The 13,471-nt window shown below is 61.9% G+C and carries 14 protein-coding genes and 1 tRNA gene; 10 read left to right on the forward strand and 5 right to left on the reverse strand.

Translation table 11 applies throughout. The features are described from left to right. Window positions 1-70: 70 nt before the first annotated feature. Window positions 71-1,507 (reverse strand): M48 family metalloprotease, encoded by a 1,437-nt coding sequence (locus ACE4QZ_RS08585; RefSeq protein WP_014590004.1) that lies wholly within the window; start codon window positions 1,505-1,507, stop codon window positions 71-73. Between the two features lie 122 nt (window positions 1,508-1,629). Between ACE4QZ_RS08585 and ACE4QZ_RS08590 the strand changes: the two genes are divergently transcribed. Then, window positions 1,630-1,869, forward strand: a complete 240-nt coding sequence (locus ACE4QZ_RS08590; RefSeq protein ID WP_021783344.1) for a sulfurtransferase TusA family protein — start codon at window positions 1,630-1,632, stop codon at window positions 1,867-1,869. Between the two features lie 20 nt (window positions 1,870-1,889). Beyond that, window positions 1,890-2,960: an AI-2E family transporter gene (locus ACE4QZ_RS08595; protein ID WP_021783345.1), complete on the forward strand. Its 1,071-nt coding sequence runs from the start codon at window positions 1,890-1,892 to the stop codon at window positions 2,958-2,960. 117 nt (window positions 2,961-3,077) lie between these two features. Here the strand turns inward: ACE4QZ_RS08595 and ACE4QZ_RS08600 are convergent, their stop codons facing one another. Beyond that, window positions 3,078-3,551, reverse strand: coding sequence for a peroxiredoxin (locus ACE4QZ_RS08600; protein ID WP_014755600.1), 474 nt, complete (start codon window positions 3,549-3,551; stop codon window positions 3,078-3,080). Window positions 3,552-3,562: 11 nt separating this feature from the next. After that, window positions 3,563-4,123, reverse strand: a complete 561-nt coding sequence (locus ACE4QZ_RS08605; RefSeq protein ID WP_003254741.1) for a glycine cleavage system protein R — start codon at window positions 4,121-4,123, stop codon at window positions 3,563-3,565. A 259-nt stretch (window positions 4,124-4,382) separates the two neighbouring features. On the opposite strand from ACE4QZ_RS08605, the gene dapA reads away from it, so the two are divergent. The 5 genes from dapA (at window position 4,383) to ACE4QZ_RS08630 (ending at window position 8,088) form a co-directional block, all read left to right on the forward strand. Then, the gene (dapA, locus tag ACE4QZ_RS08610; protein WP_003254739.1) at window positions 4,383-5,270 is read left to right on the forward strand and encodes a 4-hydroxy-tetrahydrodipicolinate synthase; all 888 of its coding nucleotides are present in this window, start codon (window positions 4,383-4,385) and stop codon (window positions 5,268-5,270) included. 15 nt (window positions 5,271-5,285) lie between these two features. After that, on the forward strand, window positions 5,286-6,407 hold the full coding sequence (bamC, locus tag ACE4QZ_RS08615; protein ID WP_021783346.1) for an outer membrane protein assembly factor BamC: 1,122 nt from the start codon (window positions 5,286-5,288) through the stop codon (window positions 6,405-6,407). Continuing rightward, the gene (locus ACE4QZ_RS08620) at window positions 6,408-7,166 is read left to right on the forward strand and encodes an MBL fold metallo-hydrolase (protein WP_021783347.1); all 759 of its coding nucleotides are present in this window, start codon (window positions 6,408-6,410) and stop codon (window positions 7,164-7,166) included. Between the two features lie 30 nt (window positions 7,167-7,196). Next, window positions 7,197-7,907, forward strand: coding sequence for a phosphoribosylaminoimidazolesuccinocarboxamide synthase (purC, locus tag ACE4QZ_RS08625; RefSeq protein ID WP_003254733.1), 711 nt, complete (start codon window positions 7,197-7,199; stop codon window positions 7,905-7,907). Between the two features lie 91 nt (window positions 7,908-7,998). Further along, window positions 7,999-8,088, forward strand: a tRNA-Ser gene (locus ACE4QZ_RS08630). A 53-nt stretch (window positions 8,089-8,141) separates the two neighbouring features. On the opposite strand, the gene ACE4QZ_RS08635 is transcribed toward ACE4QZ_RS08630, so the two are convergent. Both ACE4QZ_RS08635 and ACE4QZ_RS08640 read right to left on the reverse strand, forming a co-directional pair. Further along, window positions 8,142-8,414 carry a DUF3077 domain-containing protein gene (locus ACE4QZ_RS08635; RefSeq protein WP_021783348.1) on the reverse strand — a complete coding sequence of 91 codons (273 nt, stop codon included), beginning with the start codon at window positions 8,412-8,414 and terminating at the stop codon, window positions 8,142-8,144. A gap of 136 nt (window positions 8,415-8,550) precedes the next feature. Beyond that, entirely contained in the window at window positions 8,551-8,814 is a 264-nt protein-coding gene (locus tag ACE4QZ_RS08640) for a hypothetical protein (RefSeq protein WP_021783349.1), read from the reverse strand. A 640-nt stretch (window positions 8,815-9,454) separates the two neighbouring features. Here ACE4QZ_RS08640 and ACE4QZ_RS08645 point away from each other — a divergent pair. Genes ACE4QZ_RS08645 through ACE4QZ_RS08655 form a run of 3 tightly spaced genes read left to right on the forward strand, consistent with a single transcriptional unit; the run spans window position 9,455 to window position 13,423 of the window. Next, window positions 9,455-10,315 carry an SH3 domain-containing protein gene (locus ACE4QZ_RS08645; protein WP_021783350.1) on the forward strand — a complete coding sequence of 287 codons (861 nt, stop codon included), beginning with the start codon at window positions 9,455-9,457 and terminating at the stop codon, window positions 10,313-10,315. An 8-nt stretch (window positions 10,316-10,323) separates the two neighbouring features. Next, complete coding sequence (locus ACE4QZ_RS08650) at window positions 10,324-12,204, forward strand: hypothetical protein (RefSeq protein WP_084852251.1); 1,881 nt, start codon at window positions 10,324-10,326, stop codon at window positions 12,202-12,204. Window positions 12,205-12,214: 10 nt separating this feature from the next. After that, window positions 12,215-13,423, forward strand: a complete 1,209-nt coding sequence (locus ACE4QZ_RS08655; protein WP_084852250.1) for a hypothetical protein — start codon at window positions 12,215-12,217, stop codon at window positions 13,421-13,423. Window positions 13,424-13,471 lie beyond the last annotated feature (48 nt).

Consider the following 13,471-nt stretch of genomic DNA (forward strand, 5'->3'; position numbering starts at 1 on the left):
ACCACAGATATTGCACCGTTTACCAAGGCGGTGGAGTAGCTGTGGGAGCGGGCAAGCCCGCGAATCGTCTTCAGCGCCCCATCATTTCCTGAACCATGCGCCGCTGCTCCATGATCTCGCGCTGGCGCTGGTCAATCTGTGAGGCCAGCGGGAAATTCCCACCCGCCCGGCGCTTGGCGTAATCCAGCTGCTGGATTGCCTGGTCAAAGTCGCCGACCAGTGTGAAGTACTCGGCCCGTGCCCGGTGCAAGCCGATGGTATTGCCCGACAAGCCCCGCACTTCAGCCATGTCGTACCACACATCCGGGTCATCCGGGCGGCTCTTGACCAGCTCGTTCAATACCTTCTCGGCCTCGGCCGGCTTGTTCTGTTTCACCAGCAGGTCGGCACGCACCTGTTTCAACGGATAGTTGCCCGGGTACAGCCCCTGCATCCGTTCGGCGCGCTGCTGGGCGTCGGCAAGACGGTTGTTGGTGATGTCCAGGTCGATTTGCGCCAGGTTGTAGGTGATGTCGTTGGGCGCCTTGGCCAGCAGCGGCTTGAGCATTTCACGCGCCTCGTTCAATTGCCCACCCTTGATCTGTGCCAAGGCCAGGCCATAACGTGCAGCGTCCAGCTTTGGGTCTTCGTCCAGTTGGGCACGGAAGCGTTTGGCGGCAAGCCCCGGTGTGCCTTCGTAGGTAAGTGCCACCCGGGCGCGGATCAGCTGGTAGCGCATGCTGTCTTCGATACCACCCTTGGGCGCCTGGTCGGCGCGGTTACGGGTGTCGGCAATACGTGATTCGGTCACCGGGTGGGTCAGCAGGAATTCCGGCGGTTTGGCGTCATACCGGTACTGGCGTGCCAGGCGCTCGAACATGGTCGGCATGTTGCGCGGGTCGTAGCCGGCCTTTTCCAGGTTCTGGATGCCAATGCGGTCGGCTTCCTGTTCGTTCTGGCGCGAGAAGCGCCGCTGCTCCTGGATGGCCGCTGCCTGGGTGCCGGCAATCATGCCGATGCCCGCATCGCCGGCGCCACCTGCGGCCAGCACGATGCCGGCCAGCAGCGCTGCCATCATCGGCAACTGCATACGCTGCTGGGCCTCGACACCCCGCGCGAAGTGGCGTTGCGACAAGTGCGCCAGTTCGTGGGCCAGTACCGAGGCATATTCACCCTCGGTCTGGGCGTTGAGGAACAACCCGCCGTTGACCCCGACAATGCCACCTGGGGCTGCGAAGGCGTTGAGCTCGCGGCTGTCGATCAGGATGAACTCCAGGCGCCGGTCCTGCAGCTGGCTGGTTTCGGCCAGCTTGTAAACGCTGGTTTCGACGTAGTCCTTGAGCTGAGGGTCGTTGAGCTGATTGACCTGGCCACGCAGCAGGCTGAGCCAGGCGCGGCCCAGTTGGTGCTCCTGTTGCGGCGAGACGATCGCAGAACTGGCATCACCCAGTGATGGCAGGTCGTCAGCATGGCCGGGAAGGGCCATCAGGCAGGCCAGCGTCAGCAGGGTAGGGCGCAGTAGATTCATGCATGAAGCTCGCGTCGGATCAAAGATACCTACTGTAGCGGGCTCACACGTTGACGACCAGTGGCGCTATCCTAGCCAGCCATGCCAAGAAGCAGCCTGGCGATGCCTTTGGAGACCCTGCGATGAGTAACACCCTGACCTGCGACGCCGAACTGGACGCCAGCGGGCTGAATTGTCCTTTGCCACTGCTCAAGGCCAAGATGGAACTCAATCGCCTGGCCAGTGGCGCTGTGCTCAAGGTAATCGCCACTGACGCAGGCTCCCAGCGCGACTTCCGCACTTTCGCCCAGTTGGCCGGTCATACCCTGCTGCATGAAACGGCCGAGGCCGGTACCTATACTTACTGGCTGCGCAAGGCCTGAGTCTTTTCCAAGGATCGTCAATGTTCAAAGTCTTTCGCGACTGGGTGCAGCGCTACTTCTCCGATGAGGAAGCGGTGGTGCTGGCGGTCCTGTTGTTCCTGGCGTTTACCGCAGTGCTCACCCTGGGCGGCATGCTCGCGCCGGTGCTGGCGGGCATGGTGCTGGCGTTTCTGATGCAGGGGCTGGTCAACGCCCTGGAGCGTGTGCGCGTACCTACACGGCTGGCGGTGATGCTGGTGTTCGCCTTGTTCATGGGCGCACTGGCGGTGTTCATGCTGGTGCTGGTACCGCTGCTGTGGCACCAGTTGATCACGCTGTTCAACGAGCTGCCGGGCATGCTCGGCAAGTGGCAGTCGTTGTTGTTGCTGCTGCCGGAGCGCTATCCGCACCTGGTGTCGGACGAGCAGGTATTGCACGCCATCGAGTCGGTGCGCGGTGAAATTGGCAAATTTGGTCAATGGGCGCTGACCTTCTCGCTGTCCAGCCTGCCACTGCTGGTCAACGCCATGATCTATCTGGTGCTGGTGCCGATTCTGGTGTTCTTCTTCCTGAAGGATCGCGAGCTCATTGGCCGCTGGGTCAGCGGCTACCTGCCGCGCCAGCGCACCTTGTTGAGCCGGGTGGGCAGCGAGATGAACCGGCAGATCGCCAACTACATCCGTGGCAAGGGCATCGAGATCTTGATCTGCGGCATTGCCACTTACATTGCCTTCATCAGCCTGGGGCTCAACTACGCAGCGCTATTGGCGTTGCTGGTGGGGCTGTCGGTGGTGGTGCCTTACGTGGGCGCGGTGGTCGTGACTGTGCCGGTCACCTTGATTGCGCTGTTCCAGTGGGGCTGGGGCGACCAGTTCATCTACCTGATGACGGTGTACGCGATCATCCAGGCGCTGGATGGCAATGTGCTGGTGCCGCTGCTGTTCTCTGAAGCGGTGAGCCTGCACCCGGTGGCGATTATTTGTGCAGTGCTGCTGTTTGGCGGGCTATGGGGGTTCTGGGGGATATTTTTCGCCATCCCGCTGGCGACGCTGATCAAGGCCGTGCTGGATGCGTGGCCCAAGCAGGAGCCTAGCGTTTCACCGATGCTTTGAATGTCATTGGGGCCGCTCTGCGGCCCTTCGCGGGCACGCCCGCTCCCACTGGGCCCTGCACAATTCCTGTGGGAGCGAGCGTGCCCGCGAAGGGCTGCAAGGCAGCCCCATTCAATTTCAAGCCTTGTTCAAGGTCTGAGCAGCGGCCAGAACTGCATCCACATGCCCAGGCACCTTCACGCCACGCCATTCCTGGCGCAGCACACCGTCCTTGTCGATCAGGAAAGTGCTGCGGTCAACGCCCATGTACTCCTTGCCATACAGCTTCTTCAGCTTGATCACGTCGAACAGCTGGCACAGGGCCTCGTCCTTGTCGCTGATCAGCTCGAACGGGAAACCTTGCTTGGCCTTGAAGTTCTCGTGCGACTTGATGCCATCACGCGACACACCGAATACCACGGTGTTGGCCGCGGCGAAGGCGTCATGCTGGTCGCGGAAGCCCTGGCCCTCGGTGGTGCAGCCTGGGGTGCTGTCCTTGGGGTAGAAGTACACCACCACCTGCTGGCCCTTGAGTTCGGCAAGGCTGACGGTTTGCCCGCTGGTGGCCTGGGCCTGGAAGTCGGCGACAGGTTGGTCGAGTGCTACAGCCATGATCGGTTTCCTTACATTGGGTTCTGGGGACGCCATGGCTCGATCAGTGCGTCGAGGTTCAGGGCATCGGCAAAGTCCAGGAACTGGTCGCGTAGCCAGCTGATCTGCGTGCCGGCCGGCAGAATCACGGTGAACTGGGCGTTGAGCATGCTGCTACCGGTTTGCGGCGCCAGGTAGGTGTCGCAGGTCATGGCTTCCAGCTCGACGCGGTGGTCAAGGAAGAACTGGCACAGCTCGTTGATGATGTCCGGGCGGTAGGCAGCGCTGACGTAGGCTACATACGGAAGGGCCTGCGGGCGCACCTCCTGGTCTGCGCTGCGGACCACGTCGAGGGTCAGGCCGTGCTTCTTGCCCAAGCCTGGCAGGGTGGACTCGAGACGTGCCAGGGCGTCCCAGCTGCCGCCCACCTGCAGCACCAGGGCGCTGGTCTCGCCGTGGCGGCTCAGGCGCGAGGTGACCACCGCGCAGCGGTTTTCGAAGGCAGCGCGGCTGAGGACGTTGGCCAGCTCCATGGGGTTCGGGCCCAGGGCACTGATGACAAGGAATTGTTCGCGGACGGTGGGGGTGGACATGCAGCATTCCTAAAGCGATGAGCGGTCGGCACAGGACGGGCAAAAGCCTCCTGTCGGCAGGGCCCGGGGCTCGCATGCGAGGTCTTGGACGCTGGCGGGGAGCAAGGTCGACGGCCCGGCGGGCCGCGCTGCACCGATCAAAGGGCCAAGGGTAGCGAAATAAGCCGCCGAGGGGAATGCTCCACCCGCCTGCTTCGCTTGTGCAAGGTCGATGCCCCCAGTACCATTACCGCTCTCTTTTTCCGGCAGGAGCAGTTACATGATTGCGGGCAGTATGGTGGCATTGGTCACACCCATGGATGCACAAGGGCGTGTTGACTGGGGCAGCCTCGACAAACTTGTAGACTTCCACCTGGAAAACGGCACCCATGCGATCGTCGCTGTCGGCACCACCGGTGAGTCGGCCACGCTGGATGTCGAAGAACACATCCTGGTCATCAAACACGTGGTCGAGCGCGTCAAACGCAGCGCCAAACCGATTCCGGTCATCGCCGGCACCGGTGCCAACTCCACCGCCGAAGCCGTGCACCTGACCCAGAACGCCAAGAATGCTGGCGCCGACGCCTGCCTGCTGGTTGTGCCGTACTACAACAAGCCAACGCAAGAAGGCCTGTACCAGCACTTCAAGCACATTGCCGAAGCCGTCGACATCCCGCAGATCCTCTACAACGTTCCCGGCCGTACCTCCTGCGACATGCAGGCCGAGACCGTGATCCGCCTGTCGACCGTGCCGAACATCATCGGCATCAAGGAAGCCACGGGCGACCTGGCCCGCGCCAAGGCCATCCTCGATGGCGTCAGCAAGGACTTCATCGTCATGTCCGGCGACGATCCGACTGCCGTCGAGCTGATCCTGATGGGTGGCAAGGGCAACATCTCCGTCACCGCCAACGTCGCTCCGCGCGAAATGGCGGACCTGTGCGAGGCCGCCCTTGAGGGCAATGCCGAGAAGGCCCGCGCAATCAACGAAAAACTCATGCCGCTGCACAAAGACCTGTTCTGCGAGTCCAACCCGATCCCGGTGAAATGGGCGCTCGTCGAAATGGGCCTGATGCAAAAAGGTATTCGCCTGCCCCTGACCTGGCTGAGCGAAGGCTGCCACGAAAAAGTCCGTACTGCCTTGCGCCAGTCCGGCGTACTGGTTTAAGAGGAAGTACACCGCATGAAGCGACTGGCTGGTCTTTCCGCCCTTGCCCTGATTATCTCCAGCACCAGCGGGTGTGGCTGGCTGTGGGGCGAGGATGGCTATTTCCGCGACCGCGGCAGTGACTACCTGCAGGCGCACCCGACCGCGCCGATGCAACTGCCGCCGGACGCCAGCAACGTCAAGCGCCTTGACCCGCTGCTGCCGATTCCGCGTAACGTCGCTGACGATAACGTCGCGGGTGAGTTCGAAGTGCCTCGCCCGCAACCGCTGACTGGCGGTGCCGCCCAGGTTACCGACTACAGCCTGCAGCGCAGCGGCAGCAGCCGCTGGGTACTGGCCCAGCATTCGCCAGCCGAAGTGTGGCCGGTAGCCCGGCAGTTCTTCGAGGACAACGGCTTCCGCATTGCTGAAGAGCGCCCGCAGACAGGTGAGTTCAATACCACCTGGCAGCGTTTCGATGAGCTGTCGGCATCGCTTGGCCAGCGTCTGGCCAGCACTGCCAGCAGCGGTGACAGCGAGGTGCGTGTGCGTGTGCGCATGGAGCCTGGCGTGCAGCGCAACACCTCCGAGGTGTATGTGGTCAGCGTCGAGCGCCCGGCGGGCAGCACTGCCGATCCTGCGTTCCCGTCCACCTCCAGCAATATCGGCACCGATGCCCTGCTGGTCGACGAAATGCTTGCCAGCATGAACCGCAGCGCCGAGAAGGGTGGTTCGGTGTCGCTGCTGGCCGCGCGCGATTTCGACGCCCCAAGCCGCGTCAGCCTGAGCGAAGACGGCAGCGGCAACCCGGTGCTGTACCTGGGGTCTGACCTGGACCGCGCCTGGTCTGGCGTAGGCCGTGCCCTGGAGCAGGGTGGCGAATGGCGTGTTGAAGACATCAACCGCAGCCTGGGCCTGTACTACATCAACCTGTCCGAAAAGCCTGAAGACAAGCAGAACCAGCCTGGCTTCTTCAGCCGCCTGTTCGGCAGCGAGCCGACCAAGGAAGAGCGTGAAGCCCGTGCCGAGCGTTACCAGGTTCGCCTGAGCAAGGTGGGTGAGAGCGTGCAGGTCACGGTCGAGAAAAACATCAACACCGTGGCTCCGGCCGATGTCGCCCGCCGCGTGCTGAGCGCCATTCAGGACCACCTGGGCTAAGTGCGCTTCGCGGTACTCGGAAGCGGCAGCCAAGGGAACGGCACGCTGATCGCCAGTGGTGACACGTTCATCCTGGTCGATTGCGGCTTTTCCCTGCGCGAAACCGAGCGGCGCCTGGCGCTGCTCGGCGTGTCGGCGGCCCAGCTCAGTGCGGTACTGGTCACCCACGAACATGCCGACCACGTGCATGGGGTCGGCTTGCTGTCACGGCGCTACAATGTACCGGTCTACCTCAGCCAAGGGACCTTGCGCGGCATGCGCAAGCCGGTAGAGGTGGCCGGTTTTCTCGCTTGTGGCCAAAGCCTGCGCGTCGGCAGCCTGGAAGTAACCGCAGCGCGGGTCGAGCACGATGCTTACGAGCCATTGCAGTACGTGGTCAGCGATGGTCAGCGGCGTTTTGGCATGCTCACTGACCTGGGTTCGTACGACGCGCTGCTGTTGGAGCGTTACCAGGGCCTGGATGCACTGCTGATCGAGGCCAACCACTGCCGCGACCTGCTGGCACGCGGTCACTATCCGGCCTTTTTGAAGCAGCGGGTGGGTGGCATGCAAGGGCATTTGAACAACCACCAGGCCGCGCGCCTGGTGCACGAGTTGGGCTGGAACAACCTGCAACACCTGGTGCTGGCCCACCTCAGCAGCAAGAACAACCTGCCACACTTGGCCCGCCAGTGCTTCGTCGACACCCTTGGGTGCGACCCGGACTGGCTCCAGGTGGCGAATCAGGAACACGGGCTCGACTGGCGCGAAATCGCCTAGCCCAACACCTCAAGCAAGCGGAGCCCAATCATGGAAAAACGCGAAGAACTTTACCGCGGCAAGGCCAAATCGGTTTACAAGACCGACGACGCCGACCGCTTGATCCTGCTGTTCCGTAACGACACTTCGGCGTTCGACGGCAAGCGTATCGAACAACTCGACCGCAAAGGCATGGTGAACAACAAGTTCAACGCCTTCATCATGCAGAAACTGGAAGAAGCCGGCGTGCCGACCCAGTTCGACAAGCTGCTGGGCGACAACGAGTGCCTGGTGAAGAAACTGGACATGATCCCGGTCGAGTGTGTGGTGCGCAACTACGCTGCCGGCAGCCTGGTCAAGCGCCTGGGCGTGGAGGAGGGCATCAAGCTGGAGCCGTCCACCTTCGAGCTGTTCCTGAAGAACGACGAAAAGGGCGACCCCTTCATCAACGAATCCCACGTTGTCGCGTTCGGCTGGGGCACCGCCGAGCAGCTGGTAGAAATGAAGAAGCTGTCGTTGAAGGTCAACGAAGTGCTGAGCAAGCTGTTCGATGACGCCGGCCTGCTGCTGGTCGACTTCAAGCTGGAGTTCGGCGTATTCCACGGCCAGATCGTGCTGGGCGACGAGTTCAGCCCGGACGGCTGCCGCCTGTGGGACAAAGAAACCCGTAAGAAGATGGACAAGGACCGCTTCCGTCAGGGCCTGGGCGACGTGATCGAAGCCTACGAAGAAGTTGCCAAGCGCCTGGGCGTGCCGCTGTAAGCGGCGCGTTCACGCAAGCGCCTGATACCACGCGGTTTTTTTGAAAAAAAGATTTGCGTTTTAAAAGAACGCTGGTATGATGCGCGGCATTGGAGAGATGCCGGAGTGGTCGAACGGGACGGATTCGAAATCCGTTGTACTGGCAACAGTACCTAGGGTTCAAATCCCTATCTCTCCGCCATACAAGATCAAGCCCCTGGAAGCGAAAGCTTTCGGGGGCTTTTTCGTTGCGGCTTACTTTTTCATCATCCCCAACTCAGCATCATCCAGCAGCGCCTTGGCCATTGCGCTCAGGTAATGCGAGGCCCAGATCAGTTTCTGGTCGCCGTCCATCAGGCCGGTGATGATCAGGTCGCGCACGTAACCCATCAGTTCGGAGGCCTGCTCGCGGGCGTCCTGGCAGGGGATGCCGGGCTCGATGCGGAACAGCGGGTGGGTGTTGTTTTCGCCTTGGTAGAAGCAGGTCTTGCCGACTGTGGTGGGTTCTGGTGTGTTGTCGGTGGGCATTGTTTTGTTTCCCTGGATTTTGGGTTGCCTGGGCTGGCCTCTTCGCGGGCTCGCCCGCTCCCACAGGTACTGTGCAGTGCGTGACGGCTGTGATGACCCTGTGGGAGCGGGCGTGCCCGCGAAGAGGCCTGACCTGCTAATGCAAGGTGTGAGGCTCTGTGGGTAAATGCGGCCGCATCTGCAACTGCATCAACGCCGACTCGACCAGCCCCTGTACCGCTTCCATTTCATGAATTACGGCCTGCATCACGATCGAGCTGTGGGCGGTAGGTTCGAGTTGCACGGATTGGCGGGCCACGGACAGGGCGCAGAGCACGTACTCTGAAGACTGGACCAGGGTGTCTTGCAGGATCTGGGTGGAATCGGGGGAGTAGGGCGGATCGGGGACTGTCTTGCGCATGTAAGCTCCTTGGGTAGTGGAGCCGCCTGGCAACGCTGTCAAACGAATGGAGGCAGCTATACATGGGTTGACAGACCGGTACCCAAGGACCCGGCGCACACGAATGTGCCCCATGCACAGCTGCCATTAAGCGCTGCAACGGAAACTTGAGTAGTCGGCCTGTCAAAGCCGGTCGCTGATTTCACAACGACGAGCCGAGACTAGAGCGCGACCGAATCCGTCGCAACCGTTTGAGCGGGTTGGAAGTATGTTTGGGAAACGCCCTACAAGGAAGGGGATAATTCTGAGTGCAAGTTGTAGGACGGATTTCTACCAATACATCAGACAGGCTTCCTGCAACATTTTGTCTTGAACTGCCAATGGCACCTTAGGCTACAATGCGGCGCTCTGATACGCCACTCACGCCCAGGCCACACGCCGTAATGACTACGCGCGCTGGGCGATGAACTCTTCCTGACATGGATTCGTTGGATGCTTTGCGCCGTACTGGTCTCCCCCTGCGCCCCTCGCTGGACGGCTGAATTGTCGTCTGCGGCCAGTGCTGCGCACTTTCTGAAAACCCCGCACAACTTTGAATGCTGCCGCCAACCATTGGCTGCGGTACGCGGCTGTGCGCCCCACCGAAAATGGAGTGCTCCACTTGCACAAGAAATTCGTCGCGTCCCTTCTGGCGGTCGCCATCGCCTCTACCACGGCCTGTGCACAGCTCGGTATCAGCAAAGAGCAAGCGGGCACCGTGATCGGTGGCCTGGCCGGTGTGGCCATCGGCTCGACCATGGGCAGTGGTAACGGCAAGATCGCCGCAGCCCTGATCGCGGGTGGCATCGGTGCCTACATGGGCAACCGTATCGGCCACATGCTGGACGAGAAGGACCAGCAGGCCCTGGCGCTGCGCACCCAGGAGGTGCTGAGCCAGCAGCAGACCACCGCCAGCGCCCAGCCGGTGACCTGGAAGTCCGACCATTCGGGTGCCACCGCGCAGATCGTGCCGGGCAAGGAATACACCAAGACCAAGCAGGTCGAGGTCAAGCGCGCGCCGAAGATCCAGGCGGTGCCGTCGATGAAGCTGATCAACGAGCCGTATGTGACCACCAGCGACAACCTCAATGTGCGCGCCGCGCCCAATCAGACTGGCGAGAAGGTCGGCAGCCTGAAGAACCACACCGAATTCACCGCCGTGGGCTCCACCGGTGACTGGATCCTGGTCGGGCGCAAGGGTGTGACCGTTGGCTATGTGCACAAGAACTACGTCGAGCCCAAGGCCCAGGCCGTGGCCAAGCGCGTGACCCCGGCGGTGAACCTGGACGAGCTGGACGTTGCTGCCAGCAAGGAAACCCAAGGCTTCGACCTGGACTCGGTGCAGTCGCTGCCGACCCAGACAGTTGCCGCCGAAGCGGCCTGCCGCCCTGTCACCGTCAGCCTGAAATCGCAAAGCGGCAAGACTGAGCAAGAGCAGAACACCTTCTGCAAACAAGCCAATGGCACCTGGGAACTGATCTGAGGAAATCCATGAAAAAGCACGCGCTCGCGCTGGCAGTGATCGGCGCTTGTGGTCTGGTACCGCAGGCGTTCGCCCATGAGCTGGCCTTTTCCAAGAAAGACAACATCAAGGTCGAAGTGCCTGGGGATGCCACCAGCTGGTGCAAGCCCCAGGTCGACCTGACCATCACCCGCCCGGCGTGGGACAACCAGGAGCTGCTGTCTGGCCTGCTGACCAAGCTGCCGTTCGTGTTCGCCAAGGACTGCTCCACTGCCAAGGTGAGCTGGAAGGCGGTCGATGCCAAGGGCAACCTGTACGCCAGCGGCTCGGGCAATGCCAGCAACCTGGGGCTGGTCACCCTGGCGGCCGCGCCTGCCGCAGTTTCCCCTGCGCCGGTTGCAGCACCTGCGCCAGTGCCGGCACCTGTGCAGCCAGAAGCACCGGTTGCTGCTGCAGCGGCTTCAGCCCCTGCTGCTGAGCCAGCCCCGGCGGTAGTTGAAGCCGCACCCGCGAAAGCAGAAGCTACCCCGGCTCCCGCGCCTGCCCCAGCCGTAGCTGCAGAACCGGCCCCTGCGCCGGCCGCCGAAGCCCCGGCACCAGCCCCTGTTGTGCCGCCTGTCCCGGCACCTGCCACAGCAGTAGCAGTAGCCCCCACTTCGGACTTCGGCCGCTCGGTGGTCCTGGAAAACCGCAACCTGATGCAGGTAACGGACGGCGCCGGCTGCAAATGGGTGCTCAGCAAGTCGATCATCGGCGATGGCGACACCCTGTCGTTCGGCACCACCCCGGCCATGCCGTGCCCGGCCTCCGGCTTTGGCGAAGGCAGCTTCGAAAAAATCAGCTGGAAGGCCGTGGGCACCTACCGGGGTGATAACTGGAACCGCGTCTACGCGCACCCGAGCGGCCTGATCTTCATCAAGAACCTCGAGCCTGCGGTGAAGAACAAGGCTGTTTCCTACCTCACCGCGCAAGCTGACCAAGCCGCGTTCCTGGTGGGCGAAATCCCCGGCCGGCAGATGAAGGTGTACCTGACCTTCAGCCGTTCCAGCTACGGCGTACTGCGCCCGTTCGGCAGCGACCCGTACTACGTGGTGGTCACCCCGGACGAGTCGTTTGCTCTGGACGCGGCCAAGTACAAGGAAGCCGCGCTGGAAATCTTCGACCTGATCAAGACCACCTCGCCGACCACCACTGATGTGGCCACCCTGTTCATCGTCAAGGACCTGTCGGCGATCTCGAACAACATCTGGGGCAATGACGCGCAGAAGATTACCCGCAACCGCATCGGCATCAACCGTCAGGGCCTGTTCTTCGATGTGCGCGAGGGTACGAACTGGGCGGTTCAGCGTGAGCAGCGGCGGGTGCGTGAAGAGCGTCAGCGCCAACAGGAACTGGCCCGCGTGCATACCCGCGTACTGGAGCGTTACCAGCAGTTGCAGGATGGCATGAGCGACTTCAAGGGGCGTGAAACCGAGGCGCTGGCACAAATGGCCGGCATCAAGGTGCGCTTCGCTTCGCCATTGGAGCAGCAAAACCCTGCGACCTCGGCCAGCGTGACGCCGATGATGGTGCACGTTACCGGCACGCAGGGCGACTTCTACACCATCGACTTCCCGAGCAAGGGCCGTCTGGTTGCGGACGAGGAATACAGCGAAGGCTGGTACGTGACCCAGGTGGCCAACGCCACGCCGTACTACCCGCTGGACGATGGCCGTGCCGTGCCTACCTACCGGGCCTACAGCGTGGGTGAGCCCGAGGCTTGCAAGCAGGACCACTGTGCCGACCGCGTGTCGTTCGGTGCCGTACTGGCCAAGGAATTCCCCAACGCCGGTATCGATTTCAGCTGGACCCCCGAGGTCTCCCAAAAGTACGTGAACGACTGGAACAGCGCTTCCGCGATGGTCCAGTGAGGCAAACACCATGATCAAACAGATGAACAAGAAGCAGCTGCTGATTGGCGGTGTGGCCGCGGCGGTGCTGGTGCTCGGCGGTGGCTATGCGATGGTCTCCAGCTCGGGTAAGAAGGCTGCGCTGGCCTACTACGACGACTTCAAGGAGCGCTATTTCCTTGAGGATGTACTGTCTGAGGGGGACATTTCCTACTCGGCGTTTTCCGGCAACCTGACCGTCGCCGAGCCTGAAATCCGTGTCACTGCGGCGCAGACCAACGGCGCCCAACAGTTCATGCGCGGCCTGTCAGGCTTGATGGAATCGGTCCGCGGCAGTTCGACGGAAGAAGGCCTGGCGGGTTGGGCCAAGTACCAGCTCAACGTCAGCCGTAATGTTGCCGGCATATACCTGAAAGCCGATGCGCTGAAGCTGTCTCACGACGGTGACAGCAAGGACGGTACCATTCACATCCAGCTGCTCGGCATGCAGATGGCCAACCCCTACGTTGCCAGCAAGGGCGCCGAAGTGGTTCTGGTGGCTGATGTCAGCGACGAGATCCAGCCACGTGCAGAGCTGACCGCCAATGGCCGGGCCACTGAGTCGGGGTTCGCCTGGGGGGCCAACATGGCGGTCCGCCAGCCGGTGACAGGCGCGTTTCTGGTCAGCAGTACGGGCGATTTTGGCACCACGGTTGACCTGGACTTCACCATCAAGCGCTCCAGTGACGGTGAAGGCTCGATGGCGTTTGTCGTGACCCACCGCAACGATGGCTCCAAGGTAGGTGAGATCGTGCGCAAGGCCGACTTCCAGTCGCTGCCGGAGCTGGACGATGTCGAAACCCAACTCAAGAGTGCGCTCAGTGCCATGCTGATTGGTGCATACAGCCCTTACACCGGTCAGTCGGTATTGGCCGAAACAGTGAGTGGTTTTGCGCGCAAGGCAAAGGTCGAGAACTACTCGGTGAGCTACAGCGGCTTCAAACCGCTGAAAGAGGCTTTCAGCGATTACCAGCAGCAAGTCCCCAAGGCGAAGTTCGCAGCTTTCTGCCAGGAGGTTGGGCTGTCGTCGTGGAGCAGTGACTTTGGCGCCAAGGCCAAGAACCACAGCGACTCGGAGTGCGCCATCGGGCAGAAGCTGGTCGAAGACGGCAGTTTCGAAGAGCAGTACACCTTCAAGGAAGGCAAGAGCCTGTTTGCAGCGTTATTCGTGAGCAAGGCGTATCAGCTGGAAACCAATTGATTGGGTAATGGCTGAGTGAGCAAGCCCCCGGGAACCCTGAGTTGCCGG

It is taken from the genome of Pseudomonas sp. DCA-1 (assembly GCF_046523955.1).
In the GTDB taxonomy this organism is placed as follows: Bacteria; Pseudomonadota; Gammaproteobacteria; order Pseudomonadales; family Pseudomonadaceae; genus Aquipseudomonas; species Aquipseudomonas putida_Y.